The 26332-nt window shown below is 68.6% G+C and carries 23 protein-coding genes; 9 read left to right on the top strand and 14 right to left on the bottom strand.

Translation table 11 applies throughout. The features are described 5' to 3' along the window. The first annotated feature begins 34 nt into the window (after positions 1 to 34). Positions 35 to 703 (top strand): GAP family protein, encoded by a 669-nt coding sequence (locus RCH12_RS10885; protein WP_133163850.1) that lies wholly within the window; start codon positions 35 to 37, stop codon positions 701 to 703. Positions 704 to 716: 13 nt separating this feature from the next. Here the strand turns inward: RCH12_RS10885 and RCH12_RS10880 are convergent, their stop codons facing one another. Beyond that, on the bottom strand, positions 717 to 1937 hold the full coding sequence (locus RCH12_RS10880) for a ThiF family adenylyltransferase (protein ID WP_327016864.1): 1221 nt from the start codon (positions 1935 to 1937) through the stop codon (positions 717 to 719). A 120-nt stretch (positions 1938 to 2057) separates the two neighbouring features. On the opposite strand from RCH12_RS10880, the gene RCH12_RS10875 reads away from it, so the two are divergent. Next, on the top strand, positions 2058 to 3419 hold the full coding sequence (locus RCH12_RS10875; protein WP_327016863.1) for an aminotransferase class V-fold PLP-dependent enzyme: 1362 nt from the start codon (positions 2058 to 2060) through the stop codon (positions 3417 to 3419). Beyond that, positions 3416 to 3907, top strand: a complete 492-nt coding sequence (sufU, locus tag RCH12_RS10870; protein WP_327016862.1) for a Fe-S cluster assembly sulfur transfer protein SufU — start codon at positions 3416 to 3418, stop codon at positions 3905 to 3907. The genes RCH12_RS10875 and sufU overlap by 4 nt, the downstream gene beginning before the upstream one ends. A gap of 26 nt (positions 3908 to 3933) precedes the next feature. Here sufU and RCH12_RS10865 read toward each other — a convergent pair whose 3' ends face one another. From RCH12_RS10865 to RCH12_RS10840, 6 genes are all read right to left on the bottom strand, one after another. Then, positions 3934 to 4863: a BadF/BadG/BcrA/BcrD ATPase family protein gene (locus RCH12_RS10865; RefSeq protein WP_327016861.1), complete on the bottom strand. Its 930-nt coding sequence runs from the start codon at positions 4861 to 4863 to the stop codon at positions 3934 to 3936. Continuing rightward, entirely contained in the window at positions 4860 to 5894 is a 1035-nt protein-coding gene (locus RCH12_RS10860) for a glycoside hydrolase family 113 (protein ID WP_442784576.1), read from the bottom strand. The genes RCH12_RS10865 and RCH12_RS10860 overlap by 4 nt, the downstream gene beginning before the upstream one ends. Continuing rightward, the gene (locus RCH12_RS10855) at positions 5891 to 8401 is read right to left on the bottom strand and encodes a glycoside hydrolase family 2 protein (RefSeq protein WP_327016860.1); all 2511 of its coding nucleotides are present in this window, start codon (positions 8399 to 8401) and stop codon (positions 5891 to 5893) included. The genes RCH12_RS10860 and RCH12_RS10855 overlap by 4 nt, the downstream gene beginning before the upstream one ends. 16 nt (positions 8402 to 8417) lie before the next feature. Then, entirely contained in the window at positions 8418 to 9242 is an 825-nt protein-coding gene (locus tag RCH12_RS10850) for a carbohydrate ABC transporter permease (RefSeq protein ID WP_088455979.1), read from the bottom strand. Further along, the gene (locus tag RCH12_RS10845) at positions 9239 to 10138 is read right to left on the bottom strand and encodes a carbohydrate ABC transporter permease (RefSeq protein WP_243399240.1); all 900 of its coding nucleotides are present in this window, start codon (positions 10136 to 10138) and stop codon (positions 9239 to 9241) included. Before RCH12_RS10845 ends, RCH12_RS10850 begins: the two co-directional genes overlap by 4 nt. Positions 10139 to 10325: 187 nt before the next feature. After that, a complete protein-coding gene (locus RCH12_RS10840) occupies positions 10326 to 11618 on the bottom strand; it encodes an ABC transporter substrate-binding protein (RefSeq protein ID WP_103431645.1) in 1293 nt (430 codons plus the stop codon). Between the two features lie 302 nt (positions 11619 to 11920). On the opposite strand from RCH12_RS10840, the gene RCH12_RS10835 reads away from it, so the two are divergent. Continuing rightward, positions 11921 to 12928 carry a LacI family DNA-binding transcriptional regulator gene (locus RCH12_RS10835; RefSeq protein ID WP_103431646.1) on the top strand — a complete coding sequence of 336 codons (1008 nt, stop codon included), beginning with the start codon at positions 11921 to 11923 and terminating at the stop codon, positions 12926 to 12928. Between the two features lie 16 nt (positions 12929 to 12944). Here the strand turns inward: RCH12_RS10835 and RCH12_RS10830 are convergent, their stop codons facing one another. The 7 genes from RCH12_RS10830 to RCH12_RS10800 all read right to left on the bottom strand — a co-directional run bounded on the left by RCH12_RS10830 (position 12945) and on the right by RCH12_RS10800 (position 21572). After that, positions 12945 to 13928: an acetylxylan esterase gene (locus RCH12_RS10830; RefSeq protein ID WP_103431647.1), complete on the bottom strand. Its 984-nt coding sequence runs from the start codon at positions 13926 to 13928 to the stop codon at positions 12945 to 12947. 43 nt (positions 13929 to 13971) lie between these two features. Continuing rightward, positions 13972 to 15741: an ABC transporter ATP-binding protein gene (locus tag RCH12_RS10825; protein WP_103431648.1), complete on the bottom strand. Its 1770-nt coding sequence runs from the start codon at positions 15739 to 15741 to the stop codon at positions 13972 to 13974. Positions 15742 to 15948: 207 nt separating this feature from the next. After that, positions 15949 to 18258 carry an acyltransferase family protein gene (locus RCH12_RS10820; protein ID WP_327016859.1) on the bottom strand — a complete coding sequence of 770 codons (2310 nt, stop codon included), beginning with the start codon at positions 18256 to 18258 and terminating at the stop codon, positions 15949 to 15951. 51 nt (positions 18259 to 18309) lie between these two features. Continuing rightward, positions 18310 to 18720: a flagellar assembly protein FliW gene (locus RCH12_RS10815; RefSeq protein WP_103431649.1), complete on the bottom strand. Its 411-nt coding sequence runs from the start codon at positions 18718 to 18720 to the stop codon at positions 18310 to 18312. Next, positions 18717 to 19592 (bottom strand): flagellin N-terminal helical domain-containing protein, encoded by an 876-nt coding sequence (locus tag RCH12_RS10810; RefSeq protein ID WP_327016858.1) that lies wholly within the window; start codon positions 19590 to 19592, stop codon positions 18717 to 18719. Before RCH12_RS10810 ends, RCH12_RS10815 begins: the two co-directional genes overlap by 4 nt. Positions 19593 to 19607: 15 nt before the next feature. Further along, a complete protein-coding gene (flgK, locus tag RCH12_RS10805; protein ID WP_327016857.1) occupies positions 19608 to 21053 on the bottom strand; it encodes a flagellar hook-associated protein FlgK in 1446 nt (481 codons plus the stop codon). A 33-nt stretch (positions 21054 to 21086) separates the two neighbouring features. After that, positions 21087 to 21572 (bottom strand): flagellar protein FlgN, encoded by a 486-nt coding sequence (locus RCH12_RS10800; protein ID WP_103432109.1) that lies wholly within the window; start codon positions 21570 to 21572, stop codon positions 21087 to 21089. Positions 21573 to 21969: 397 nt separating this feature from the next. Between RCH12_RS10800 and RCH12_RS10795 the strand changes: the two genes are divergently transcribed. The 5 genes from RCH12_RS10795 to RCH12_RS10775 all read left to right on the top strand — a co-directional run bounded on the left by RCH12_RS10795 (position 21970) and on the right by RCH12_RS10775 (position 26219). Next, on the top strand, positions 21970 to 22932 hold the full coding sequence (locus tag RCH12_RS10795; RefSeq protein WP_103431652.1) for a sigma-70 family RNA polymerase sigma factor: 963 nt from the start codon (positions 21970 to 21972) through the stop codon (positions 22930 to 22932). 84 nt (positions 22933 to 23016) lie between these two features. Then, positions 23017 to 23859 (top strand): flagellin N-terminal helical domain-containing protein, encoded by an 843-nt coding sequence (locus tag RCH12_RS10790; RefSeq protein ID WP_327016856.1) that lies wholly within the window; start codon positions 23017 to 23019, stop codon positions 23857 to 23859. A gap of 149 nt (positions 23860 to 24008) precedes the next feature. Continuing rightward, the gene (gene fliD, locus RCH12_RS10785; RefSeq protein WP_327016855.1) at positions 24009 to 25337 is read left to right on the top strand and encodes a flagellar filament capping protein FliD; all 1329 of its coding nucleotides are present in this window, start codon (positions 24009 to 24011) and stop codon (positions 25335 to 25337) included. Further along, a complete protein-coding gene (gene fliS, locus RCH12_RS10780) occupies positions 25337 to 25840 on the top strand; it encodes a flagellar export chaperone FliS (protein WP_327016854.1) in 504 nt (167 codons plus the stop codon). The genes fliD and fliS overlap by 1 nt, the downstream gene beginning before the upstream one ends. Further along, positions 25827 to 26219, top strand: coding sequence for a hypothetical protein (locus tag RCH12_RS10775; protein ID WP_103431656.1), 393 nt, complete (start codon positions 25827 to 25829; stop codon positions 26217 to 26219). Before fliS ends, RCH12_RS10775 begins: the two co-directional genes overlap by 14 nt. Positions 26220 to 26332 lie beyond the last annotated feature (113 nt).

Genomic DNA, 26332 nt, shown 5'->3' with positions numbered 1-26332 from the left:
AGGCGGGGTGCGCCGGCTCGATCTGGAGGTGCTCATGGGCCCCGTCATCGGCGACCTGCTTCCCCTGGCGCTGGGCATCGCCCTCAGCCCGATCCCGGTCTTCATCGTGATCCTGCTGCTGCTTACCCCGACGGGCTCGAGAGCCGGCCTGGGTTTCCTGGCCGGTTGGGTCGTGGGCATCCTGGGTCTGGTGAGCGTCTTCACGCTGCTCTTCGCGGTGATCCCTGAGCAGTCCGGCGGTGAGGCTCCGCTGGTCGGGGCGCTGTCCATCGCGGTCGGGGTGGTGCTCGTGCTGTTGGCCGTCCGGGAGTTCGGCACGCGGCACAAAGCCGGAGAGGAGCCGGAGCTACCCGGCTGGATGGCGTCTCTGGACCGGATGACCGCCGGTCGCGGCTTCGCCGTGGCGCTGCTGTTCGCGGCCGTCAAACCGAAGAACCTCTTATTGGGCGCCAGCGCCGGCATCACCATCGGTGCGGCCCACCTCGACCGGGGTGCCAGCGCGGCTCTCGTCCTGCTGTTCACCGTGCTCGCCGCTTCGACGGTGCTGATCCCGGTGCTGACCGGTCTGGTGGCCGGTGAGCGGATGCGGCCTCCGCTGCAGCGGTTGGAGACCTGGCTGATCACCAACTACTCCGTGGTGGTGAGTGTGGTTCTCCTGGTGATCGGTGTCGTGGTGATCGGCAACGGGCTCGGCCGGTTCTGAGCGTGCGGCGAGATCAGTACCGCGCTTTGTCCGGTTCGATCCGCAGCACCCAGTCGTCGACGCCGCCCGCGAGGTGGGTGACCGCCGACCAGCCGTTGTCGCGGAGCACCTCGCGGGCGTATTCGGACCGGGCGCCGTGGTGGCAGTAGAGGATGACGCGGTCGTCGGGTTCCATCACCGAGCGCGCCTCGTCGGTGAGCAGCTGCGCCATCGGCACCAGCGCTGATCCGTCGATGGCGACGATGTCGCGCTCCCACGGCTCCCGGATGTCCACCAGCACGAAGTCGGCGAGCCCCGCCTGCCGGTCGGCGAGCAGGCCGGCGAGCTCGGCCGAGGTGACCTCGTCGGGTGCAGGTGCGCCGGGGTGCGGCAGCACCGGGATCGGGTGGGTGTGCACCTGGCTGTGGCTGGTGTCGCGGGGCGGGTCGGCGGCCGCGGCCGGCTCGAGGGGGCCGGTCACCCCTGTCGCGGCGCCCGCCCCGTACGGCACCTCCCGCCAGGAGGCGTCGAGGCCGTCGTGCACGAGCAGTCGGCCGAACAACGGTTCACCGAAGCCCACGATGAGTTTGAGCGTTTCGGAGGCCATCATGGCGCCGACACTGGCGCACACCGAGCCGAGCACCCCGGCCATGGCGCAGGTTTCGGCCTCGTCGGCGCCCGGAGTGCTCGGGAACAGGTCCTCCAGGCGGGTGCCGCCGGCCGGACCGTCGACCCAGAACGTCGTCACCAGGCCGTCGAAGCGCAGCACGGAGCCCCAGATGTACGGCTTGTGCAGCAGCGCAGCGGCGTCGTGGGCGAGGTGGCGGGTGGCGAAGTTGTCGGTGCCGTCGACGACGATGTCGTAGTCGGCGATCAGGGCGAGCACGTTGGCGGCCGTGAGGCGGGTCTGGTGCGCCACGACCTCGATCAGCGGGTTGTGCGCGCGCAGGGCCGCCGCCGCCGCCTCGGCCTTGGGCCGGGCCAGGTCGGCCATCGTGTAGATGGTCTGGCGGTGCAGGTTGGAGACCTCCACGCTGTCTGAATCCACGATGCCGAGAGTGCCGACGCCCGCGGCGGCCAGGGCGGTGAGCACGGGGGAGCCCAGTCCGCCGGCACCGACCATCAGCACCCTGGCGGCCGCGAGGCGGCGCTGACCGAGATCGCCGACCTGCTCGAGAGAGAGCTGCCGGGCATAGCGTTGGCGTTGGGCCGGGGTGAGCGGCGGTCCCGGCGAAACCAGGGGAGCGTGCGGCATGGCGGCCCTTTCTGCTGGCTTCCAGCCTAGGCCTGAACCGAGCCCGGACCGCCGGCGCGGGCGCTTCGTATCCTGCCGTCATCCTCAGCCGGGGCCCGGCCGGTGGCGGTACCCTGAGGTATGACGTTCGTCGCACCACCCTCTGCCTCCGCGCGTGACCAGGCTCCGCATCACGAGAGCCTGCCTGACGAGAGCCTGGCCGACCAGACTCTGAGTTCCGATGAGGTGCTGCGCATCCGCAATGACTTCCCGGTGCTGCATCAGCTCGTCAACGGGCATCCGCTGGCCTACCTCGACTCCGGTGCCACCTCGCAGAACCCGATCAGCGTGATGGAGGCCGAGCAGGAGTACTACGAGCAGCGGAACGCCGCCGTGCACCGCGGCGCGCACACCCTGGCCTTCGCCGCCACCGAGGTGTTCGAGGCCGCCCGCGCCACGGTCGCCGGGTTCGTCGGCGCCCGGGAAGACGAGATCGTCTGGACCTCCAACGCCACCGAGGGTGTGAACCTCGTCTCGTACTCGTTCTCCAACGCGTCCCTGGGCCTCGGCGGCGCCGCCGCCGCCCGCTTCAAGCTGGGGTTCGGCGACGAGATCGTCGTCACCGAGATGGAGCACCACTCCAACCTCATCCCCTGGCAGCAGCTGGCGCTTCGCACCGGAGCCACCCTCCGTTTCATCCCGGTGCTGCCGGACGGCACCCTCGACATGGCCGCCGCCGCCGAGATCCTGAACCCGCGCACCCGGCTGCTCGCCGTCACCCACGCCTCCAACGTGGTGGGCACCATCAACCCCATCGACGAGCTCGTGGCCCTGGCCCACGCCGTCGACGCCCTGGTCTTCCTGGACGCCTGCCAGTCGGCGCCGCACCTGGCCCTGGACCTCACCGCGCTCGACGTGGATTTCGCGGTGTTCTCCGGGCACAAGATGCTCGGCCCCACCGGTATCGGCGTGCTCTACGGCAAGGCCGAGCTGCTCGCCGCGATGCCGCCGTTCCTCCACGGCGGGTCCATGATCACCACCGTCGACATGCAGGGCGCCGAGTTCCTCACCCCGCCGCAGCGGTTCGAGGCCGGCACCCAGCGCATCTCCCAGGCCATCGCGCTGGCCTCCGCGGTCGACTACCTCAGCCACACCGGCATGGGCCGTATCCGCACCCGCGAAGCCGAGCTCGGCCGGCGGCTCGTCGAGGGCGTCACCGCCATCCCCGGCGTGCGGCTGCTCGGCCCCGGCCTCGGGGTCGAACGCATCGGCCTGGCCGCGGTGGATGTCGCCGGCGTGCACGCGCACGACGTCGGCCAGTTCCTGGACGAGGCCGGCATCGCCGTGCGGGTGGGGCACCACTGCGCCCAGCCGCTGCACAAGAAACTCGGCGTCACCGCGTCCACCCGTGCGAGCACCTACCTGTACACGACCGACGACGAGGTCGACCAGTTCCTGGCCGTGCTCGCCGAGGTCGGCCCGTTCTTCGGAGTAGCCCGATGACCTCTTCCGCCATGCAGCAGCTGTACCAGCAGATCATCCTCGACCACGCGAAGTCCGCGCACGGCGCCGTCGCCGAACTGTCGGAGCTCGACGAGGACGCGGCAGCGGTCGCCGCCGGTCTGCGCCAGGCCCAGTCGCACCAGGTGAACACCACCTGCGGCGATGAGATCACCGTGCGGGTCGGCCTGTCCGGCGCCGGAGCGGATGCCCGGATCGACGGTTTCGCCTGGCGGGGTGTCGGCTGCTCCATTTCGATGGCGTCGGCCTCAGTGCTCAACGACACCGTGCGCGGCACCAGCGTCGCCGAGTCGCTGGTCATGCTCGACCTGTTCCGGGAGATGCTGCGCTCCCGCGGCACCATCGAACCCGACGAAGAGGTGCTCGGCGACGCCGCGGCCTTCGCCGGCGTCTCCAAGTACCCGGCGAGGGTCAAGTGCGCCATGCTGCCCTGGGTGGCCTTCGAGGCCGCCCTGCTCCAGCTGAGCTAGCCGACTGACAATCCGGCCCGTCGGCGCTAGCCGATCGAGGTGGCGATGCGGTCGCGCAGGGCGCTGGTGGGGGCCAGCCGGGCCAGGTATTCGGCGCCGTCCAGGGCGTTGGCGATGGCGGGGCGGATGTCGACGTCTGGCCACAGCTCGCGCAGACCCCGCTCGAACCGGGTGGTCATCTCGGGGGCGCGCAGCACCCCGCCGATGCCGCAGACCACGGGGGACGGGCTGGTGTCTTCGCCGACCCGGCGGAGCCCGGTGGCGGCCGAGAGCACCAGCTCGGCGGCGGCTCCGTCGCAGATCGCGGCGGCGACGGTATCCGTTGCGGCCAGTTCGGTGACTTGACGGGAGTAGGCGGCGATGCGGCTCACCCGCAGCGGATCGGCCTGCAGCTCGAGGTAGGCCATTTCGAGCTGGGGGAACTCCCGGCGCATGACGGCGGACAGCGCCGTTGCCGGGCCGCGGCCGTCGTAGGCGCGCATCACGGCGTCCAGGGCCGCGCGGCCGAGCCAGTAGCCGCTGCCGGCGTCGCCGATCAGGTTGCCCCACCCGTCGATGCGGGCCACATCGTTCGCACCCACCGCGAGGGTGACCACGCCGGTGCCGGCGGCGACGACCACGCCGAGCTCGTCCCCGAGGGCGCCGAGGTAGCTCGTGACGGAGTCGTGGGCGAGGAAGACCTCGCGCACCCCGAGTGCCGCGCCGGCGGCGAGGAGTTCGCGCGGGTCGGTTTCGGCCTTCGAGAAGCCGGAGATGCCGGCACTGACGGTGACGATCGGCTGCCGGGTCGATGACGCGACGGAGGCGACGACCTCGCCGAGCTGGGGGATCAGGGCACTGTCGGTGCGGATCCCGCCGAATTCGAACGGAACCCACTCGCCGTTCCCGGTGTGCAGGCGCGCCCGGATGCCGGTCTGGCCGGCGTCGATGGTGAGGGAGCTGGATTCGACACTCATGGGTGGTCCGTTCTTGCGGGTGGTACGGGTGCGGGTGCGGGCGGTGCGGAACTGGGCGGTGCGGCCAGCCAGGCCCGGTACCGGCGGCCCAGGAAGTCTTCGGCGGGTTTGCCGTAGACGCAGTAGTCGTCATTCTGCGCCGCATCGGCCGCTGCGTACAGGGTCGTCGGCCAGTCCCAGAGCATGAAGCCGCGCATCCATTCTCGCCGACCGGTGGCCGCGAACATGTCCTCGTAGTAGCGCAGCTGATCGGCGCCGGAGGGAACCCCGGGCAGGGCCCAGTCGTTGGGCCTGTCGGGTGACCCGGTGCGGCTCGGGCAGCCGGCCTCCATGAAGAAGAACAGCTTGCCGGTGGCCGTCACGACCTGCTCGATGCGATCCAGCTGCTCGTCCCAGGTATCGATCGGGTAGTAGCCGCTGGAGGTGATCACGTCGACGGCGTCCCACCAGGTGACGTGGTCCTCCTGGAACTTGTCGCAGTTGTAGGTCACCAGGCCGCTGTAGACCTCGCGCACCGCGGTGATCAGGGTGCGCCAGCGCGCATCCTGGCCGTCGGCGCGCACCATCTCGCAGCCTATGCAGAGCATCTCGGCGCCCTCCTCCTCGGCGAGGCGGGCGGCGCGCAGGATGAACGCCGTGTACGACCGGAACCAGGCGGTCCAGCCGGGTTCGCCCGGTACCTCCCAGTCGAAGAAGCCGATGTAGGCGCGCCAGGTGCCGTCGGCGCAGTTGACGACGGGCTTGAGGCAGACCTTGAGTCCGTGCGCCTTGGCCTCGCGGATGGCCCAGCGCACCTCGTCGTCGGTTACCGTCGGCGCGTCGCCGAACGGGATCTCCTCCGACTGGGCGGTGTCCTGCAACGCCGCGTAGGCCAGGGCGGTCCAGTTCACGCCGAGGTCGGCCATGAGCCGCATCGAGTCGGCGGCCGCCGGGGTCGCCCAGGTTCCCCGAACGCCCGTCCAGCCCCAGGTCATGCCGCAGACCGGTTCGGTGAGAACGGATGCCGCATCGGGCCCGGACGTGTTCGTCACCGTCGCACCAGCTGGTTGGTGCTGCGCAGCACACCCGGCGTCGTGAAGGCTGCCGGGTCGACCTCGAGCAGGGAGGTGACCGTGAAGACCACGCTTTCACCGGGCAGCAGGGTGACCAGCATGTCGTCGACCAGGGCGTCCGGGTCGACCTTGTCGACCAGCAAGACCAGGTCGCGGGTGAGCACCGGCACGGTGACCCGCACGCTGTAGCCGTCGGCGGTGTGCACGGCGCTCACCTCGGGGGTGCCCGGTGTCAGGGTGCTGTCTCGGGCCTCGGCGAAGAACCAGTGCCCACGCACCCCGGCCAGCTCGGCGCGGAGGAGCTCCGCTGCCGCATCCGTTGCCGCGGACACGGATGCGGGCAGCGGCACGGTCACGCTCGACCGCGCCGGCAGGGTGACCCGCTCGGCGTGCTCGGCCAGGACTGATCCCGTGTCTGTGTACCGCCGCACCAGGAGCTCGCCGCTCCAGGTGTCGGCGGAGTCGTTGACCGCGATGACGGCCAGGCCGCTCTCGCGGGGCTGGATGGTGATCAGCCTGTCGGCGTAGGCGTGCTTGATCGCGTACAGCAGGGGCTTCGGCCGGCCGTAGCCGTCCACGGCGGCCCAGGAGGTGACCGGCCAGCAGTCGTTGAGCTGCCAGACGATACTGCCCATGCAGTGCGGGGAGAGCGAGCGGAAGTGCTCGATCGCGGTGCTGATGGCGGTGGCCTGGTTCAGGGACATCGCCCAATGCCAGTCGCCGATCTCGTCGGGGAGCGGCAGGTGCGGCAGCAGTCCGTCGGTGAGCTTGACGTTGCCCTCCATGGCCTTCTGGTGCACGAGCATGCCCGGCGATTCCGGGGTCAGCGGCACATCGTGGATCGACTCCGTCAGGGTCGACCAGGTGGGCGGGCCCTGCCAGCCGAACTCGGCCACGAAGCGCGGCTGGTAATCGCGGTAGGCGGGGTAGTCGCGCTGGTTCCAGAGGTCCCAGATGTGCATGGTGCCGTGCTCGGGGTCGTTGGGGTGCAGGTCATTGGAGGCCGTGCCGGCAACCGGGGAGAACGGGCTGCCGGGCGTGTAGCCGATGTGCGGGGCCAGCTCGGCGACCAGGGCGGGAAACACGTCGTAGTAGAAGCCGCCGCCCCAGGTCTTGCCGTCCAGGCGCAGTTTCCAGTTCCATTCCTCGAAGCCCCAGAGGTTCTCGTTGTTGCCGTTCAGCACCACGAGGGACGGATGCGCGGCGAGCCGGGCGACGTTCTCTCTGGCCTCGGCCTCGATCTCGTGACCGAGCGGGGCCTCTTCGGCGTAGGCGGCGCAGGCGAGCAGGAAGTCCTGCCAGGTGAGGAGGCCGCGCTCGTCGCACAGGTCGTAGAAGTCGTCGCTCTCGAAGATGCCCCCGCCCCACACCCGGATCAGGTTGATGTTGGCGAACTCGGCCTGTGTGAGCCGGTCCAGGTAGCGTGCCTTGGTGACGCGGTGCGGGAAGGCGTCGTCTGGGATCCAGTTGGCGCCGCGCACGAACACCGGCTGGCCGTTGATGACCAGGGTGAACGGGGTGCCGTTCTCGTCGGGGGTGGTGTCGAATTCGACGGTGCGGAAGCCGATCCGGGTGCTCGACCGGTCCAGTTCCACCGCGGTGTCGGCCGCGCGCAGGGTGACCTCCAGCTCGTAGAGCGGGTGCTCACCGTAGCCGAGCGGCCACCACAGGTCCACATCGGGCACGCTCAGGCTCACGGTGGTGCCGGTCGCTCCGGCAGACAGCTCCACGGTGCGGCTGACGCCGGCGACGGATGCCGTGACGCTGACCGGGGTCTCCGTCGCGCGGTCCACCTCCACATGCACGTCCACCAGCCCGGTGCTGGTCGGCCCCGTCGGGTCAGACACCGTGGCGATCGGGCGCACACTCGCCAGCCGGGCGGTCGACCAGCTGACCAGGGTCACCGGCTTCCACAGCCCGGAGGTGGACGTGTCGATGCCCCAGTCCCAGCCGAAGCTGCAGGCCATCTTGCGGATGGCGTTGTAGGGGTGGTGGTTCACGTGCGGACGGTAGCCGAGGTCCAGGCTCGCGGCATCCGCGGCCTTGATGGGGGAGCGGAACACCACCACGAGCTCGTTGAGGCCGGCTGTGAGGCGGGCGCTCACGTCGAAGCGGTAGCTGCGGTGCATATTGCGGGTAGTGCCCAGCGACACCCCGTTCAGTTCGATCTCGGCGATGGTGTCGAGCCCGGCGAAGACCAGCTCGGTCTTCTCGGCGCCGGCCGGGTTCCAGGCGAAGGTGGTGCTGTAGCGCCAGTCGGTCAGCCCGATCCAGGAGAGCAGCTGCTCGTTGCCGTCGAGGTACGGGTCGGGAATCAGCTCGGCGGCCAGCAGATCGGTGTGCACGGAGCCGGGCACGGTGGCCGGCACGGTGAGGCGCCGGATGCTCGCCGGCACCGGTCCGTCCAGAGCGGTGACACTCCAGTCGGTGTCGAGCAACCGGGTGACGGGGGCAAGGGAGGACGAGGGGATGGTGTGTGCAGACATTACGGGTTTCCAGACATTACTTGGTGGCTCCGGACGTGACGCCGTTGTAGATGAATCGTTGCAGGAACAGGAAGATGATCAGGGTCGGCACGATGACGATCATGATGCCGGCCGCGATGATCTCCCACTGTGCGCCGTACGGTCCCTGGAACCTGAAGAGCGAGGTGCTGATCACGGCCAGGTCCTGAGCGGGCATATAGAGGTAGGGGATGTAGAACTCGTTGTAGATGGCGATGCCCTTGATGATGACGACCGTGGCGATGGCGGGGCCGAGCAGCGGCAGGATGATGCGCCAGTACACCCCGAACCGGCTCGCGCCGTCGAGCATGGCGGCTTCGTCGAGCGACCGGGGAATCGACTGCATGAACTGGATGAAGATGTAGATCGAGAGGATGTCGGTACCCATGAACAGGATGATCGCGGCCCCGTGGGTGTTGACCAGGTGGAAGAAGTTCACCACCTGGTAGGTCGCCACCTGGGTGGTGACGGCCGGCACCAGGGTGGCGACGAGGAAGAGCCCGAAGACCACCTTCTTGAAGCGGAACTCGAACCTGTCGAGCACGTACGCGGCCATGGTGCCGATCAGGATGGTGCCGGTGACCGAGATCACCGCGATGATCGAGGTGTTCAGGAACCCGAGCATCATCCGTCCGTCGACGAAGGCCGTGGCGAAGTTGGCGAAGTTGAACCAGTTCGACGGCGGCACCAGGGGACCGGTGGTGGCGTACTCGGTGTTGCTCTTCAGCGACGCGAACAGGATCACGATGATGGGCACGAGCGCGACGAGCGAACCGAGAACGAGGGACAGGTACTTCCCCGTGGTGCCGAGATGTCTGATCATGAGGCCAACGTCACTTTCTCGTCGGGGACGACCTTGCGCTGCAGCCAGGTGACGAGCAGCACGATGATGAGCAGGATGACCGCCATCGCCGAGGCGAGGCCGACCTTGCGGTACACGAAGGCCGTTTGGATGGTCTGGATGACGAAGGTCATGCTGCCGTTGGTGCCGCCGGTGATGATGTACGGCAGTTCGAACGCGGAGAGGCTGCCGGCGATAGCCAGGATGAAGGACAGGCTGATGATGCGCTGGATGCCCGGGGCGATGATGTAGCGGAACTGCTGCCACTTGTTCGCGCCGTCCAGGTCGGCCGCCTCGTAGAGTTCGCCGGGGATCGACTGGATCGCGCCGAGGAAGAGGACGAAGTTGAGGCCGATGTAGCGCCAGATGGCGACGCCGGCGAGGGAGTAGTTGACCACATCCGGGTTACCGAGCCACTGGGTGGAGAGCTCGCCGAGGCCTACGAAGCCGAGCACGGCGTCGAGGGTGCCGCCCGGGCGGAAGAAGAACAGGAAGATGAACGCGATGGCGACGGCGTTGATCAGGTAGGGAAAGAACAGGATGCCCTTGAACAGGTTGCGGAACCGGGTCTTGAAGCTGAGGATCGTGGCGAAGTAGAGCGCCAGGGCCATCTGCAGGAACGACGCCCCGAAGTAGTACAGGCTGACCACGAAGACCTGCCAGTACTTGGGATCGGTGAAGATCTTGACGAAGTTGTTCAGCCCGACGACGTCTTTGGTCTTGTCCAGGCCGTCCCAGGAGGTGAAGCTGTACCAGATCATGTTGCCCACCGGGATATAGGTGAACGTGATCAGCAGGGCCAGCGGGATGGCCAGGAACAGCCACGGCATGACGATGGAGTCTTTGCGTTTGCCGGTTGCGCTGACGGTGGTGCGGATGAAGCGGTGCGAGAACCGGCTGAACAGGTCCGGCGCTTTCGCTGGGGCCAGTTGTTGAGACACCGAGCGTCCTTTCTCTTGCCTGGGGCAGTGTCGGTCCGGGCAGAGCGCGGCCGGCCGTTGAATGCCCGGCCGGCCGGCTGTTACTGCGGACTTCCCCTGCTGGTGGTGCGGGTGGGGACGGGGCCTAGCCCTCGACGGATGCCTTGGCCGTGGCCCAGGCAGCGTTCAGGTCGGCGAAGAGCGACGCCTTGTCGCCGTCGGCGGCACCGCGGGCGGTGTCGACGATCTTCTGGCGGTAGAGCGGGCCGGTCAGGTCGATCTCGGACTCGCTGGTGATGTCGTTCTCCAGGGTGGCCTGGTCGGCCGGCACCGGCGTGAGCTCGAGGAATTCGACGCCGCTGGCGGTGAAGTCAGCGAGGGCGTCCGGGGCGGGGCCGTCGACGACGGGGGAGAGCCCGCCCTGGTCGGTGGCGTAGCCGGACTCCTGGGCGAACCAGTCGATCCAGGCGCGGGCCGTGGCCTTGTTCTTCGAGTTGATGCTGATGGCGTTCTGGTAGTCGCCACCGATGGTGGAGTACGACTGTCCGTCGACGGCACTGGGGAAGGCCATGTAGCCGATGTCGTCGGCCGATCCGCCGGCGGTCACCGCGGCATCCTGCATCTGGGTGATGGCCCAGGAGCCCAGGACCATGGAGCCGATCTCGCCGCTGCCGAGCCCGCCCTTGGACGATTCCCAGTCCGTGGTGGTGGGGTCTTCTTCACTCAGGCCCTGCGCGACGATGTCGTAGAGCAGCCCGTCAGCGATCTCGTGGTACTCGCCGGTCGCCCACGGGGCGTCGGACTCGACGAGGGTGATGGAGGCGTCCTTGTCGCCGGTCGCGGCTCGGTTGCCGTCCCACTGGCTCAGCGGCCAGCCGTCGCCGTAGTTCGTGTAGTACGGCACCGCGTCGGTGTTGTCCTTGATGAGCTGGAGGTCGGCGAGGAATTCATCGGGGGTGGTCGGCATCTCGGTGACGCCGGCGTCGGCCCAGACATTCTTGTTGTAGACGATGCCCTGAGCGTTTCCGGTGATGGCGACTCCGTAGGCCAGGTCGTCGTAGGCCTTCTCGGCGACGAAGCGGTAGGTCTCGCTCATCTCCTCCAGGGAACCGAGCGGCTCGAAGAACTGTGCCAGCTGCACCTTGGTGACGGTGCTGGGAATGAGGAGCACGTCACCGTAGCTGCCCGAGGACAACCGGGTGGAGATGTCGGTTTCGTAGTCCTTGATGGCCTCGAATTTGACCGAGGTGCCGGGGTAGGCCTTTTCGAACTGGGCGGCGTAGTCCTTGAACACGGTGTCGACGATGTCGGTGCGCTGGGTGATCACGGTGATCTCCCCGGTGATCTCGCCCTCGTCTGCCGGGGCCGACCCGGAGCATCCTGCCAGTAGTGCGGTGGCCGCCAGAGCGGCTACCCCCATGATGAGCTTCTTTGCCATCGGTCTTCTCCTAATCGGTATCACCATTGACCCGTTGAGACACGACCGCGACTTCCCGCCCGTGGATCTCTGGTGTTGCTGTTGGGCCTCATGCTAGGCCCGGTTTTGGCGGGCCGTCAAACAAAAATGTCAGCGCTGTCCGAAGTTGTCCTATTCGTATTTGGATACCGCAGATCGTTGAAATAGCGGGGAACTCACGGTTCCCTCGAACAAAAAACTGTTGCCAATGTCTGCAAAATGTCCTACGTTGACATAGCGGTGATTTGGCCGGTTTGGACTACTCGCTGATCGAAGGAGATCCCATGACGACACAATCACGCGCGACACTGGCCGACGTGGCGATGCTCGCGGGAGTGAGCTCCAAGACGGTGTCGCGGGTCTTCGCCGGTGCCGGCAACGTCTCGTCTGACACCCGGGAGCGGGTTCTCAAGGCCGCCAAGCGGTTGCGCTTCCGGCCCAACAACCTGGCCCGCAACCTGCGTCGCGGGGGAGTCACCAACACCGTCGCGTTCGTGATCGGCGACCTGAAGAACCCGTTCTACTTCCACGTCGCGGCCGGTATCGAACGCGAACTGGCGCTCCGCGGTCTCACCATGGTGCTCGCCACGACGGATGACTCACCGGACAGCGAGGAACGCGTCGTGGACGCCCTGATCTCGCAACGGGTGCGGGCGCTGCTGCTGATCCCCATCGCCGACGACCAGTCCTACCTCGAGGGCGAACGCCAGCTGGGCACCCCGGTGGTGAGCGTCGACCGGCCGGCCCGCAACCTCGTCGCCGACTCCGTGGTGCTGCAGAACCGCCACGGTATGGCGGACGCGGTGCGCTCACTCACGGCCATCGGCCACCGCAGGATCGGTTTCATCTCCAACCCGTCCGCGATGTACACCCAGCGGGAACGCCTGGCCGGGTACCGCGAGGCGCTGCGCGAGGTGGGCGTCACCGAGACCGCGCAGTGGGAGCGCCTCGACGACGACCCCGACATCTCGCCGGAGCTCGCCGTGCAGAGCCTGCTCGACCTGCCGGACCCGCCGACGGCGATCGTGGCCGGCAACAACCGCGGCAGCGCGGGCGCCGTGCGGGTGCTGCGCAATCTCGAGCCGCCGGTGGCGTTCATCGGCTTCGACGACTTCGAGCTGGCGGACGCCCTGGACATCTCCGTCGTGGCCTACGACCCGATGGAGCTCGGCCGCACCGCCGCCCGGCTGGCCCTCGAGCACCTGGCCGACCCCGACTCGTTCACCAAACAGGTCGAGATTCCCACCCGGCTGATCCACCGCGGCTCCGGCGAGATCCCGCCGCCGCGCTGAGCCGGCCGGCGGGCGGCTACCCGGCCAGCCGGCGGGCGAGCCAGGCGGCCTGGCGCACGAAGTGGTGGCCCTGGCCGCCCTCGTGCTCGTTGAACGGGTACACCTCGATGTCGGCATCCGCTGCCCAGTGGTTGTGCGCGGCGAAAACCGTGGACGGTGGGCAGATGGGGTCGAGCAACCCCACCGAGAACAGCGCGGGAGCGGTGGCCCGCTTGGCGAAGTTGACCCCGTCGAAGTACGAGAGCGTCGCGAAGGTCTGCTCGACCTCGTCCCGGTGCACCGCGAGATAGCGCACGACCTCCTGGTACGGGTCGTCGCCGGTCATTCCGACGGCGCGCTCGAAGTGGCAGAGGAAGGGCACCTCCGGCATCGCCGCAACCAGGCCGGTGGAGAGGGCCGCGGCCGCGATGGCGATGCCACCGCCCTGGCTGCCGCCGCACACCGTCACCCGCTCCGGGTCGACCCTGTCGAGCGTGCGCACGGCGTCGATCGCGCGCACGGCATCGGTGAACACCCGCCGGTAGTAGTAGTCGTCGGGTGACTGGATGCCGCGGGTCATGAAGCCGGAGCCGGCCGGTCCGCTGCCGTGCGGGTCGGCGGTGTCGCCGCCGGAGCCCCAGCCGCTGCCCTGCCCGCGGGTGTCCATGAACAGGTAGGCGTAGCCGCTGGCCACCCAGCCGAGGTGCTCGTGCGGGAAACCCCGGCCGCCGCCGTAACCGTTGTACTCGACCACCGCGGGCAACCGGGCCGGCAGCAACCCGGCCCTGTCGACAGGGAGCATGAACCACGCCTTGACCGGGTCACCGGCGAAGCCGTTGAAGGTGACGTCGTAGACCTCAACCTCGCTCAGCGGCGAGTCGACCCTGGTAAGCCGGGGCTCGGCCGGGTGCAGCCGGGACTCGGCCAGGGTGCGCTGCCAGAACGCGTCGAAGTCGGCCGGTTCGGCGACCGCGGGGCGGTACTGCGTGAGCTCGGGCAGGGGCATGTCTAAGCGGGGCACTGGTTGCCTTTCTGGAGGGGCGAATGCGGGTGGCTGGGTTCTGTCAGGAGTTCTGGTGCAGGACGATGGCCGAATACCGGCCGCCGAGCGCCATCAGTTCGTCGTGGCTGCCGAGTTCGACGATGCGGCCGGCCTCGATGTAGACGATCCGGTCGGCCTCACGGATGGTGGACAGCCGGTGGGCCGCGATGATCGTCGTGCGATCGCGGAAGAGGGTGCTGAGGGCATCCTTGACCTTCTCCTCGGACACCGAGTCGAGGGCGCTGGTGGGTTCGTCGAGCACCAGGATGCGCGGGTCACGTACCAGGGCCCTGGCGATAGCGAGGCGCTGGCGCTGGCCGCCGGAGAGCCGGGCGCCCCGGTCTCCGACCACGGAGTCCAGGCCGGCGCCCTGGCCGGCGAGGATGTCCAGCGCGTTGGCGCCGGCCAGGGCGGCCAGCACGGCTTCGTCGCTGACGCCGGTCAGTCCGTAGGCGACGTTGTCGCGGATGGTGCCCTCGAACAGCACCGATTCCTGCGGCACGACGGAGACGAAGAACCGGGCGCTGCGCAGGTCGAGGGTGGCGGCGTCGACGCCGTCCAGCAGCAGCCGCCCGGTGCTGGGCCGCACGAAGCCGAGGACCAGGTTGAGCAGGGTCGACTTCCCCGACCCGGACGGGCCGACCAGCGCGATGGTCTCGCCGGCCCGGATCGACAGGGAGATGTCCCGCAGGGCGGGCCGGTCATCCTCGTAGCTGAAGCACACGCCCTCAAGATCGATCCGGCCGGCAACCGCGGTCACGAGCTGCTTGCCCTCGTTCACCTCCACGTCGGGCTCCTCCATCACCTCGGCGATCGACCGAATGGAGTCGATGCCGCGGGTGAAGATCGGCGTCACATTGAGCAGGGCCACGATGCCGCCGGTGAGCACCGTGAAGTAGGTGCTGAGCAGCACAACCTCGCCCGGGCTGATGGCGATGACCCGGGTGATCGATGCTGCGGATGCGCCGATCAGGCAGATCACGCCGAGCGCCTGGTACGACAACCAGGAGAGTGCCCCGAACCGGCCGTTGAGGGTGTCCAGTGCCTGCCCGGCCACGCGCACGTTCTCGGCCTGGCCGGCGACACGACGGGTGGCGACGCGTTCGAGGCCGTGCCCGCGGGTGATGGGGATCAGCGCCGCCATCTCGCCCACACCGGCCGAGAATCGTTCCACCTCGTGTCGGAAATTCTCGTTGCGGTCGGCGGCGCGCGATCGGATGTAGCCGATGAGCAGCACGGCCAGGGGCACGGTGACGGCGAAGACTCCGACGAAGGCGGGCACGGTGAGGGCGGTGAGCACCACCGCGCCGGTGAGGGTGAACAGGGCCGAGAGGAAGGTGGGCAGGGCCTGCTGCATCATCATCTCGATGCTCTCGACATCCCGCACCACCTTGGTGTGCACGATCGAGGCGCTCTGCCGGTTGTGGAAGCCGATCGACAGCCGTTGCAGGCGCTCGGCGAGGGCGTTGCGCACATCCACGGCCATCGACCGGATCGCCCGGCTGGACAGCCGCACGAAGATCATGTGGAACGGGTAATTCAGGCTCAGCAGCGCCAGGGCGCAGGCCGCCCAGAACCACAGCTGTGGCAGGGGACCGCGGTCCACGACGATGTCGATGACGGCCGCGGTGATCGGCGGCAGCAGCCAGGCCGGGCTGTCCTTGATGAGAAAGGCCAGGGTGGCCAGCGAGAGTCGGCCGCGGTGGGGGATCAACAGGCGCAGCAGCGAGCGGACCGGGGAGGAGGCGACGAAGGACCGTTCGATCGATCGCAGTGCGGAATTGTCACCCATGGAAGACCTTTTGGAGCTCATCCGCGGCGCTTGATGGCGCGGCGGCAACCTCGACACTGGTCGAGGGGCTGGAGGTGCGTCCTCAGCCGGGAGCTGTCGGAGCCCACGGCTGTCGCGGGGTGAGGTCGCCGGCACCAACGCTGGTGCCAGCACCGACTATACCGGCGTTGAGAGCGCGGCCACACGACCGGATTGCGGCACGCCGGGTCAGAGGACGCCCAGGGCGGTGAGGGCGTCGCGGATGGCCGGGGCCACGTGTACCGCGTACTCCGGCGTCAGGTGCACGGTGTCGTACTTGGTCGGGAGGGTTCCGGCGAAAGCCGGGCAGATGCCCGCCGAGCAGCTGAACGGCAGCGAACTGACAAAGTGGTCACCGGTCGCAGACGGGGCCGCCAGCGCTGCGGCGAACTGCTGCCAGACCGATCCCACCCCGACAGTGCAGTCCTGGGGACTGGACACCGCTGAGTAGCACCGGCCGAGCTCTGCCCCGAGCGGTGGGGGCGCGAGGTAGACGATCTTCCCGGCAGCGTTGTAGCCGGCCGTTTCGGCGAGGGTCGATGCGACCAGGCTCTCGACCGACAGCGGTGACCGGTTGGCGTCCTGCCCCTCGGCGAAGGCGTTGGCCACCACCACCAGCTGTGGGGCGTCCGCGACGATCCGGTCGCTGATGTCGAGTTTGCGTTGCGGGCAGGCGTCCATCACCCCGGTACCCTCGTTGGCGACCAGCACCTCGGTGAACCGGCAGCCGTAGAGTCCGATGGTGGTGATCTTCCACTGTCCGTCGCTGTCTTCGGCGATGGCCTTGAACGCGGGGGCGTAGGAGAGGGCTTCGGAGTCGCCCACGAGGTACATGTGGTTGGGGGCGCTGTCGGCGCCCCAGGTGCAGCCGCCGAAGTCGGGGGTGTCGCCGATGTCGAAGCAGTCGCGTGCGGGGTTGTCGTTGGAGGTCCGTGCCATGGCGTCGTCGAGGGAGGGGGACAGGTTGTCCGGCCAGGCGGTCGCGGCCACGGCGGCGGCCAGCTCGGCTTGCAATCCCACCTCGGGGTTCACGGCGGAGTCGGCGCCTGCGACCGAGGCCGCCTCGGACGTCGCCCGCCCGCCGGCGGGCTGGAATGACACAGCGACGACGATCGCGATGACGAAGACGCCCATCGACGACAGGATGAACTGGCTGCCGAAGGACTCTCGCCAGCTGCGCCAGGCGGCGCGGCGCTCACCGGCCGGGTGGCCGCCGCGCAGCCAGGGGGAGCGGTGGAACGGCTGTTCAACGAGGTAGTACGACGTCACCGAGACGGCGAGGATCGTGCCCAGAATGATCAGGGTGCTCTGCGGGCTCTGCTCGGGAAGCAACACGGTGAGGAAGACGAAGATCGGGAAGTGCCAGAGGTACAGCGAGTAGGAGATGTTGCCGAGGTATACGCTGACCGGGTTGGTGAGCGGGACCAGGGTGCGCTGCGGGCCGCCGATACCGGCTGCGAGCACGAGCGCCGTCGCCAGCACGGGGAGGGCGGCACCCGGGCCGGGGAAGGCGATGTCCCCGGTGACCACGATGAACGATGCGACGACGCCGGCCAGGCCGGCCCAGCCGAGGATGACTCGCCAGGCGACGGGCATCCGTGCGGCCAGCGGTGCGGCGACGGCCAGGATCGCGCCGACGCCGAGCTCCCAGGCCCTGGAGAAGGTCGAGAAGTACGCGACTGCCGGATTCGTTGCGCTGTCCCAGACGGCGTAGGCGAAGGATGCCGCGACGACGACGATCGCAAGGATGCCGACGGCGCGCCGGCCGCGACCTGGCGTGCGGGATCCCCGGGCCCCTACCAACAGGATCACAATCATCAGCCACGGCCAGACGAGGTAGAACTGTTCCTCCACCGAGAGCGACCAGTAGTGCTGCACCGCCGAGGCCGGCGCGAGGGCGCTGAAGTAGTCGGTGCCGAGGGCGGTGAACCGCCAGTTGGCGACGAAGAGGAACGACGCGCCGGCGTCCCACAGGGTGGACAACGCCCGGGTCTGGTTGAACAGGAGGGAACCGATCGCGCCGGTGGCGACGAGCACCACGGCCGCGGACGGAAGGAGGCGGCGGAGCCTACTGCCGTAGAAGGACCGGAGCGAGATGCGCCCGGTGCGCTCGTGTTCGCGCAGCAGGATGCCCGTGATGAGAAAACCCGAGATGACGAAGAAGATGTCTACGCCGACAAAACCGCCGGCGGGCCAGTGGAGCACATGGTCGAAGATGACGGCGATGACCGCGAGGGCGCGGAGCCCCTGGATGTCCCGCCGTCGGGTGGACGGCGGTGCGGCCGGCTGCGCGGTCGGCGGCCGGGCTGGTGGCCTCGAGCGGGGCTGTGGGGCCTCAGCCGGCGCTGTCGTGCGGATCGTGACGGTGCGGGTGGCATTGGGGCGGGAGGCGCCCGGGCGGGACGGGGTCTGTTGGTACGGCGTCTGTGGGGACGGCGTCCGGTGGGACGGCGGAGTCGCTGATGCGTCGGGCGGTGTTGCCCCGATCCCAGTGTGCACGCGTCCCCCAGCTATTGAACCGCTGCCGAGCCTATCCCGACAGCGCTCGTTCTAGACGGCAGGGTCCTGCAGGTCCTGCGGCGCGGCACGTGGGGTGAGCTCGGCGCGGAGCGGCCAATCCTGGCCGTCCAGGATGATCTGGGCGCACCGGCCGGTGTCGGCGTTCACCACGATGGGAGCCATCAGGTTCACGGTCGTGCCGGTCTCGCCAGGGTTGGTCACCACCAGGACCATCGCCTGCTCTGGTGCGGCGAGGTCGAGGGCCTTGGCGTGCTCGTCGGAGATCACGGGCGTGTAGTCCGGCAGGTACACCGACGCGTCGAGCACGAACAGCCGGGTGTGCTCGTCGATGGCTGACTGCAGGGCGAACAGTCCGGCGGCGCCGGTGATCTCGCGCAGCTGGAAGTCGGTCAGCGGGGCCAGGCCGGGCGGCGGAGAGAGGAAACTCAGGGTGGCGGTCATGAAAGGAAGTCCATCAGGGTCGGTTGAATCACGCGGGCGGTGACGGCGAGGCCGGACTGGTAGGCGACCTCCTGCAGCTTGAGGTCGAGGATCACGGTCGCCAGGTCGGCATCCTCGAGCTGCACCCGCTGTGCCTCGAGGGTGCCCTTCTGGGTGACCAGTGCGGCGGTGGCGCTTTCGATGCGGGTCTGCCGGGCGCCGACGTCGGAGTTGGCGGCGATGACCCGGTTCAGGGCGGTGTCGATGGCGCCCAGATGGCTCGACACCGTCGCCGGGGAGTTGCGCAAGGCATCCGAGACCGTTGTGAGCAGGGCGAAAATCGAGTCGGGGCCGCTGCCGAAGACGGCGGCGCCGTCGGCATCCACCCGCACCGTGCTGTCGGCGCCCACGCGCCGGTCGACCCCCGGGGTGGATCCGCCGCTGTGCACGCCAGCGTCCGTGAACGCCACGCCGGTGTCGGAATTGCCGGCGAAGACGGTGCGGCCGAGGTGCGTCGCGTTGGCCTGGCTGAGCAGGTCCTGTTTGAGGCCGTCGATCTGCAGGGCGATGGCTTCCCTGGCTGCCGGCGACATGGTGCCGGCGTTCGCGCCCTGAACGGTGAGGTCGCGCACCCGGTTCAGGATGGTGGTGCTCGCGCCGAGCGCGGTGTCCAGCGTGGTCAGCCAGCCGTTGCCGTTGTCGGCGTTGCGGGTGTACTGGGCGGTGGCACGCTGCTCGGCACGCACCGCGAGGGCGTTGGCGGCGCGGGCGGGGTCGTCGGAGGCCCGGCTGATGGTCTTCAGCGACGAGGACTGCTCCTGCAGCTGGGCCAGGCGCTGGGCGCTGGCCTGCAGATTGGCCTGGGCGGCACGCATCTGGGTCTGGCTGGTCACGCGGGGGATCATCGGCTACCTTCCCACCAGTCCGGTGCGGTTGATCAGGGTGTCGAGCATCTCGTCCACGGCCGTCATCACCCGGGCGGCGCCCTGGTAGGCGTGCTGGAAGGTCAGCAGATTGACGTTCTCCTCGTCGATGTCGACCGAGGAGTTGGACAGCTGCAGGGTGACCGCGGCGGTGGCCGACAGGTTCGCCGACGACGCCTGGGCGAGTTCGATGCCGGTGGCGACGCCGAGCCTGGTGACGAATTCGGACCAGACCGAGTTCGGGGAGGCGAGCGGGAGCCCATCCTTGTCCACCGCGTGCCTGGTGCCGAGCTGGGCGATCTTGTCGGCGTTGGCGCCGTTGGCTGCCCCGGCACCGACGGCGCCAGCGGCGATCTCGGTCGCGTTCTTCGGAGAGACGCCCAGCGTCGCAGCGGCATCGCCCGCGACGTAGTCGAAGAAGGTGCCGCCGGGGATTCCAGCGCTGGTGATCCCACCACGATGGATGCTGTTCACGGAGTCGGCCAGGTGGGCGGCGAAGCCGTTGTAGGAAGCGGCGGCCTCGGCGAGGGCGCCACCGGTGCCATCGGCATCCGCCGGTCCCAGCAGAGACAGGGCGCCGGCAAGCTCGCCGCCGTCGACGGCAATGGGCTGGCCGGGGTGATGGGCCCACTCGAGCTGAACGGGGCCGTTGGCGGACGCCAGGCTGGTGGGCCCGGTCACCGTGAGCACCCGCACGTCGGTACCGGACACCAGGGGGTTTCCGCCGATCAGGACGTCCACCGTGCCGTTGGCCTGGGGGCGCACGCTGGCCCCGGTGATGGCGGAGATCGTGGCGGTGAGGGTGTCACGCTTGTCGATGAGTTCGTTGGCCGACCCGCCGGAGGCGAGGGTCTGGCGGATGATGCCGTTGAGCTCGCCCACCTGCGCCGCGGCCCCGTTGACCTCGGTGGCCAGCGCGTCGGCGCTGCTGCGTACAACGGCCCATTCGTCGGTCACGGCGCGGTATCCGGCGGTGATCTGGCTGGTGAGCTGGCCGGCCTCGCCGAGCAGCAGCCCGGCGGATGCGGCGGGGTCGGCCCCGTTGGCGAGATCCTGCCAGGCCGCCCAGAATTCCTGCAGCTGGTGGGAAAGCCCGTTGACGCCGGGTTCCTTGAGCGAGTTCTCGACCGCGCCGAGGGCATTGGCGCGCACGGCGGTGTAGCCGGCGATGGCGGCGGTCGCGCGCACCTTGGCGTCCAGGGTGGCACTGCCCAGCCGGGCGATGCCGTCGACGGATACTCCAGTGCCGGGGGTCGCGCCCCAGGCGACGAGGCCGGCCCGCGCCGCGGCGTTGGTGGCGGAGGTCGTCACCCGCTGGCGGGTGTAGCCCTCGGTGTTGACGTTGGCGATGTTCTGCCCGACCACGTCGAGCCCGGCGCGTGCCGCGACGAGTCCGGAGTATGCGGTGTTCAACCCGCCGAATGTGCTCATGGGGTCCTCAGTGCTGAAGTCATCGCGGAAGTCTCACAGGCTCTGGTCGAAGAGTCGGGCACCGGCGCTCTGAGCTCCGGAGGCGCCGCGGGAATCGTAGGTGGTGGCCTGTGCGTCGACGCCGGCCAGGGTCTCCTGGGTGTAACGCGCGGCCGAACGCAGGAACTGTTCGTTGACATCACGCAGGCTGCGGATCTGCGCGATCAGTTCGGTCATGGCGGTGAGGTGGGCGCTGAGGATGTCGCCCCACGGCCCGGCGGGAGCCTGCTGGACGAGTTCGCTCAGCGTTGCATCCGCTGAGGTACCCCACTCCGCGGCGACGGCAGCCACCTCGACCGATCGGCCCAGGCCGGCCTCGCGCACCAGCTCGAGCACCTGCTCGACCTCGCGGGTGGCGTGCTGAACCCACCGTGTGCGACCGGCGCTGAGCAACAGCTGTTCCTCATCGAGTTTGAAGACCAACAATTCCAGCAGTTCGCGTTCGCGCCACAACAGCGCAGACAATTCATTGGCGCCCACGTCGACACTGCCTTTCCGCCCCTGCAGGCCCCGTTGGTCCATCGTACGATTCCCTGACCGTTCGAGAGCACTATCGGCCGCATATTCCCGCCGGTTAGCGGGGAATCGGCCAACGGGTGTGCTGATCCCGCGAATCGCACCGGCGGTGTCCCCCAAAGATAGGACACCGGGTGCCCCGTATTGGGGGCACCTCCGAGGCGGATGCGACTGCCGCGGTTGTTACCGTAAGAGCTAGGCGCACACCGCAGGCACTGGGACCCGAACCCCTGTTCCGGGCGGTATTCGCGCTCATGAAACGACGCCATCCCTCACCCTGCGCACCCGGCAGCGAACAGAGACCCGTCTCAGTTCGTCGACCGCATGGCAACAGGTTCAGCACCAATCAGGAGGGCACTCGGTGAATCGTTCGGAGCGCAACAGGCTCGTCGTCGAGAACCTGCCCCTCGTCGGCTACCTCGTTTCCGAAGTCTGGGCGAAGGCCCGGCACCTGTCCCGCGACGACCTGGCCTCGGCCGGATCGCTGGCCCTGATCACCTCCGCAGACGCGTTCGACCCGGCCCTGGGCGTGCCGTTCGGTGCCTTCGCCCGGCGCCGCATCATCGGCGCCTTCGCCGACGAGATGCGCTCCAACGACTGGGCCACCCGGATGGCCCGCCGCCGGATCAAAGAGACCCGCCAGGTGCAGGAAACCCTCGCCGCCGCCCTCGGCCGCAGCGCCACAGTAGACGAGGTCGCAGCCGCGCTGGGCGTCGACCGGGAGACCGCGCTGGCCGGTCTGGCCGACTCCGAGCGCACGCTGACCACCCTCGACGACAGCACCGCCGAGTTCCTCGTCGCCGACACCGTGCTTCCCGAGGAGTCCCTGCTGGCGGCCGAACGTCTCGCCTACCTGCGGGCGGGCGTCTCGGCGCTGCCGGAGCGGATGCGGCTGATCATCGAGCAGGTGTACTTCGAGGACCGGTCGGTCAAGGAGATCGCAGCTGGCCTGGGCATCACCCACTCCGCGGTGTCCCAACAACGCTCTGAGGCCATCCGGTTGCTGCGCGACGGACTGGGCACCCACTACGCCGATGACGCCGAGGCCGATTTCGTGCCGGAGTCCACCGTGGCGCCGGCCCGCCGCAGCGCCTACCTGTCCCGGATGGCCGACCAGGCGATGCTCGGCATGGCGATCCTGGCGCACGACAGGGTGCCGGATGCTGCTCCCAGCCTTTCCGCGGGCCCGTTGATCTCCCGCCCTGCCGTTGCCTCTGCGGCAGATGGACTCGCCGGCGTCACCGACATCAACGTGGGCCAGTCGACAGCGACGGGCCAGCCGATCGCGCTGGACTCCCGCGAACTTTTCTCCAGCAACGGCTAACGCGCCGCGGGGTGGGGCCGATAGGTCACAGTGTCAGCCCATGGATGGGCAGGCGAACACCACCCAATCACGGAGGAACACATCATGGGTATGCAGATCAACACCAACCTCGCGGCGAACAACACCTACCGCAACCTGGCTTCGACCCAGACCGACATGGCCAAGTCGCTTGAGCGCCTCTCCAGCGGCCTCCGCATCAACCGCGCAGCGGATGACGCGGCCGGCCTGGCCATCTCCGAGGGACTGAAGTCGCAGGTCGGTGGCCTCACGGTCGCCAGCCGCAACGCCCAGGACGCCGTCTCGGTCATCCAGACCGCTGAAGGTTCCCTGAGCGAGGTGCAGACCATTCTGCAGCGCGTTCGTGACCTCGCCGTCCAGGCCGGTAACGGCTCGAACAACGGCGACTCACGCGACGCGATCACAAAAGAGGTCGCGGCGTTGGGCAAGGAACTGACCCGTATCAGCTCGTCAACCAATTTCAATGGCACCAAGCTTCTCGACACGACTGCGGCTGCAACCGACCTTACGTTCCAGATCGGCGCCGGCGGCGTCGCTGCCGACGACCAGATCAACGTGAAGCTAACGGACGTTTCCCTCATCGGAGCCGCTGTTACTACTTTGGCGGGGACCGGATTCGCGACCTCGGCGCTGGCACTCGACACGATCAACACGATCGACGGCCACATCAAGGACGTTTCCGATTCGCGCGCCTCGCTCGGTGCCGACCAGAACCGGTTCGAGAGCGTCATCCGTAACATCGCCGTCTCCAAGGAGAACCTCACCGCTGCCGGTTCGCGTATCCGCGACACCGACATGGCCGAGGAAATGGTCAAGTACACCCGCTCCAGCATCCTGTCGCAGGCCGGTACCGCCATGCTCGCGCAGGCGAACCAGTCCAACCAGGGCGTCCTCTCGCTGCTGCGCTAAGTCACGGACCGACCGACCGACCGGCTGAAAAGCCGGAACGTCGACCGACCGGGAACCGGCCGGTGGCACGCACGATCTGACCTGGACCTCAGAAAGCGCGGGCCGCCGGCCACTCGCACACCCGCAGACAACGGAACGGACACGGCGCCATGGGACTCTCCATCGATGGCCTGATCAGTGGTCAGGACACCACGACCCTGATCAACAACCTGATCGCGGTCGAAGCGATCCCGCAGACCCTGCTGAAGGGCAAGGTCACGGCCGCCCAGAACTACACCACCGCCGTGCAGGGGCTGAACACCCAGGTCGCCGCCCTCGCCGATGCCGCAACCAAGGCCGCAAAACCCGCCAGCTACGACCTCTACACCGCCACCAGCAGTTCCAGCCAGGTCACCGCGACCACGAGCACCGGCGCCGCCGCCGGCGTGCTCGACGTCACCGTCGGCCGGCTCGCCCAGAACCAGGTCACCGTCACCGGGCCGCTCACCGCCTGGCCCGAGGCTACCCTCACTCTTACCAACGCCGCCGGCACCGCCACCGTGATCACGCCGGCATCCACCTCGCTCGACGACGTCGTCACCGCCGTCAACACGGCCGGGCTCGGCATCACCGCCACCAAGGTCGCCGTGGGCGCCGACGGCTTCCGGCTGCAGTTCAGCAGCGCGGCCCCTGGCGCCGCCTCCGCTTTCACTCTCACCGGCGGCACGGTTCCGACCACTCAGGTCAAGGCCGCCCAGGATGCCCAGGTCACGCTCTGGGCCGGCACCACGGCCGAACAGACGATCACCTCCGGCACCAACACCTTCACCAACCTGCTGCCGGGTCTGGATGTGACCGTAAATGTGGTCTCCGCCGCACCGGTCACGCTCACCGTGACCCGAGACGACGCCGGCATCTCCAAGATGGCCGGCGGCCTGGTCAGCGGCCTGAACGACATCTTCGCCGTCATCACCAACCGGTCTGCAGTGTCGACCACGACAGACTCCACCGGCAAGAGCGTCACCACAGCCGGTCTCTTCGCCGGCGACGGCACCATCCGTACGGTCAAACAGAACCTGCTCTCCGCTGCGTCGATGCCGGTCGACGGACGCTCTCCGTCGGAGATCGGCATCAGCATCACCAAGTCCGGCACGATGGAATTCGACGCCGAGAAGTTCGCCGCCGCCCTGGCCAAGGATCCTGCCGGCGTGATGAAGACGGTGCAGGAGATCTCCGGGCGGGTGGCGACGGCTGCGGCGACGGCATCCGACAAATACGACGGCACCCTCACCGCAACCGTCACCAGCCAACAGTCCCAGGTGCGCACGATGGGCCTGGAGATCAGCGACTGGGACCTCAGGCTCACCGCCAAACGCACCTCGCTCGAACGGGTCTACACCGCCATGGAATCCAGGCTGGGGGAGCTGAAGGCGCAGTCCTCCTGGCTCACCTCGCAGATCGCTTCGCTACCCGACGCCTACACAGGGAGTTCCAGTTGATGACCACCGCACTGTTCGCACCCCAACTTTCAGCGCCGCAGCAATCGGCCCAGCCGACTGCACAGCCCTCGGCGGCCCAGCTGGCCGCCGCGCAAGCCAAGCGCGCCCAGCTCAATCGCGACGCCGTTCTGTCGGCCACCCCGGTGCGCCTGCTCACCATGCTCTACGACAGGCTGATGCTCGACCTCGTCCGCGCGGAGACCGCCCAGGTCGGCGAGAACTGGCCGGTCGCGTCGGAGAACCTGCTGCACGCGCAGGCCATCGTCGACGAACTCACCACCTCGCTCAACGTCACCGCCTGGGACGGAGCCGACGGTCTCCTCGCCATCTACACCTACGTGTCGAACGCGTTGATCGGTGCGAACATCCACCGTGACGTGGCCCGCACCCGCGAGAGCATTGTTCTGCTCGAGCCGCTGCGTCAGGCCTGGCACGAAGCCGCCGGTGCGCTGCCGGCTCCGCAGACCGCTCCGAGCGGAGAGGGCTACCGTGGAGTCGCCTGAGGTTCACTCCAGCAGCGCCCGGCCGCACAGCACTCGTGCGAGCGCCGCCGCGCCGGGGGAGCGCCGCACCAGCAACGCCGAATGGCTGCAGGTGCTCGACGACCTGGAAACGAGCCTGGGCAGCGGTGCCAGGGATGCCGTGCTCTCCGCCCAGGGCGGACAACTCGTGACCGGGGTGCAGTGGCGTGCCCCCGAACACATCGGTCAGCTCCCGCGCGAACTCGAAGAACGGGCGCGGATGCTGCTCACCGGGCAGCTCGAACTGATCCGTGAGATCGAGGATGCCCGCCGCTCCGCCGGTGCCCACCTGGCCGCCGTGCGCACCATCCTCTCCACGCACAGCTCCGACCAGCCGGTCTACCTCGACATCGCGGGCTGATCCGACAGATTTTCTGACAACTTTCCCGACAAGCACTAACGCATCGTCGTCGACGGCCGATAGCTCCGGATGAGCACGGATTGCTCACCACAGGCCACGGATCGGCCGTCCGG

Source organism: Cryobacterium sp. MP_3.1, from assembly GCF_035984795.1.
GTDB classification, from domain to species: Bacteria; Actinomycetota; Actinomycetes; order Actinomycetales; family Microbacteriaceae; genus Cryobacterium; species Cryobacterium zongtaii.
The sequence above is the reverse complement of the archived record's forward strand: the minus strand, read 5'-3'. Positions and strand labels throughout refer to the sequence as shown.

Bases quoted from the DNA above. Each gene is read 5' to 3' on its own strand.
- RCH12_RS10885 (WP_133163850.1), top strand. From the start codon at position 35: ATGGGCCCCGTCATCGGCGACCTGCTTCCCCTGGCGCTGGGCATCGCC.
- RCH12_RS10880 (WP_327016864.1), bottom strand. From the start codon at position 1,937: ATGCCGCACGCTCCCCTGGTTTCGCCGGGACCGCCGCTCACCCCGGCC.
- RCH12_RS10875 (WP_327016863.1), top strand. From the start codon at position 2,058: ATGACGTTCGTCGCACCACCCTCTGCCTCCGCGCGTGACCAGGCTCCG.
- sufU (WP_327016862.1), top strand. From the start codon at position 3,416: ATGACCTCTTCCGCCATGCAGCAGCTGTACCAGCAGATCATCCTCGAC.
- RCH12_RS10865 (WP_327016861.1), bottom strand. From the start codon at position 4,863: ATGAGTGTCGAATCCAGCTCCCTCACCATCGACGCCGGCCAGACCGGC.
- RCH12_RS10855 (WP_327016860.1), bottom strand. From the start codon at position 8,401: ATGTCTGCACACACCATCCCCTCGTCCTCCCTTGCCCCCGTCACCCGG.
- RCH12_RS10850 (WP_088455979.1), bottom strand. From the start codon at position 9,242: ATGATCAGACATCTCGGCACCACGGGGAAGTACCTGTCCCTCGTTCTC.
- RCH12_RS10840 (WP_103431645.1), bottom strand. From the start codon at position 11,618: ATGGCAAAGAAGCTCATCATGGGGGTAGCCGCTCTGGCGGCCACCGCA.
- RCH12_RS10835 (WP_103431646.1), top strand. From the start codon at position 11,921: ATGACGACACAATCACGCGCGACACTGGCCGACGTGGCGATGCTCGCG.
- RCH12_RS10825 (WP_103431648.1), bottom strand. From the start codon at position 15,741: ATGGGTGACAATTCCGCACTGCGATCGATCGAACGGTCCTTCGTCGCC.
- RCH12_RS10815 (WP_103431649.1), bottom strand. From the start codon at position 18,720: ATGACCGCCACCCTGAGTTTCCTCTCTCCGCCGCCCGGCCTGGCCCCG.
- flgK (WP_327016857.1), bottom strand. From the start codon at position 21,053: ATGAGCACATTCGGCGGGTTGAACACCGCATACTCCGGACTCGTCGCG.
- RCH12_RS10790 (WP_327016856.1), top strand. From the start codon at position 23,017: ATGGGTATGCAGATCAACACCAACCTCGCGGCGAACAACACCTACCGC.
- fliD (WP_327016855.1), top strand. From the start codon at position 24,009: ATGGGACTCTCCATCGATGGCCTGATCAGTGGTCAGGACACCACGACC.
- fliS (WP_327016854.1), top strand. From the start codon at position 25,337: ATGACCACCGCACTGTTCGCACCCCAACTTTCAGCGCCGCAGCAATCG.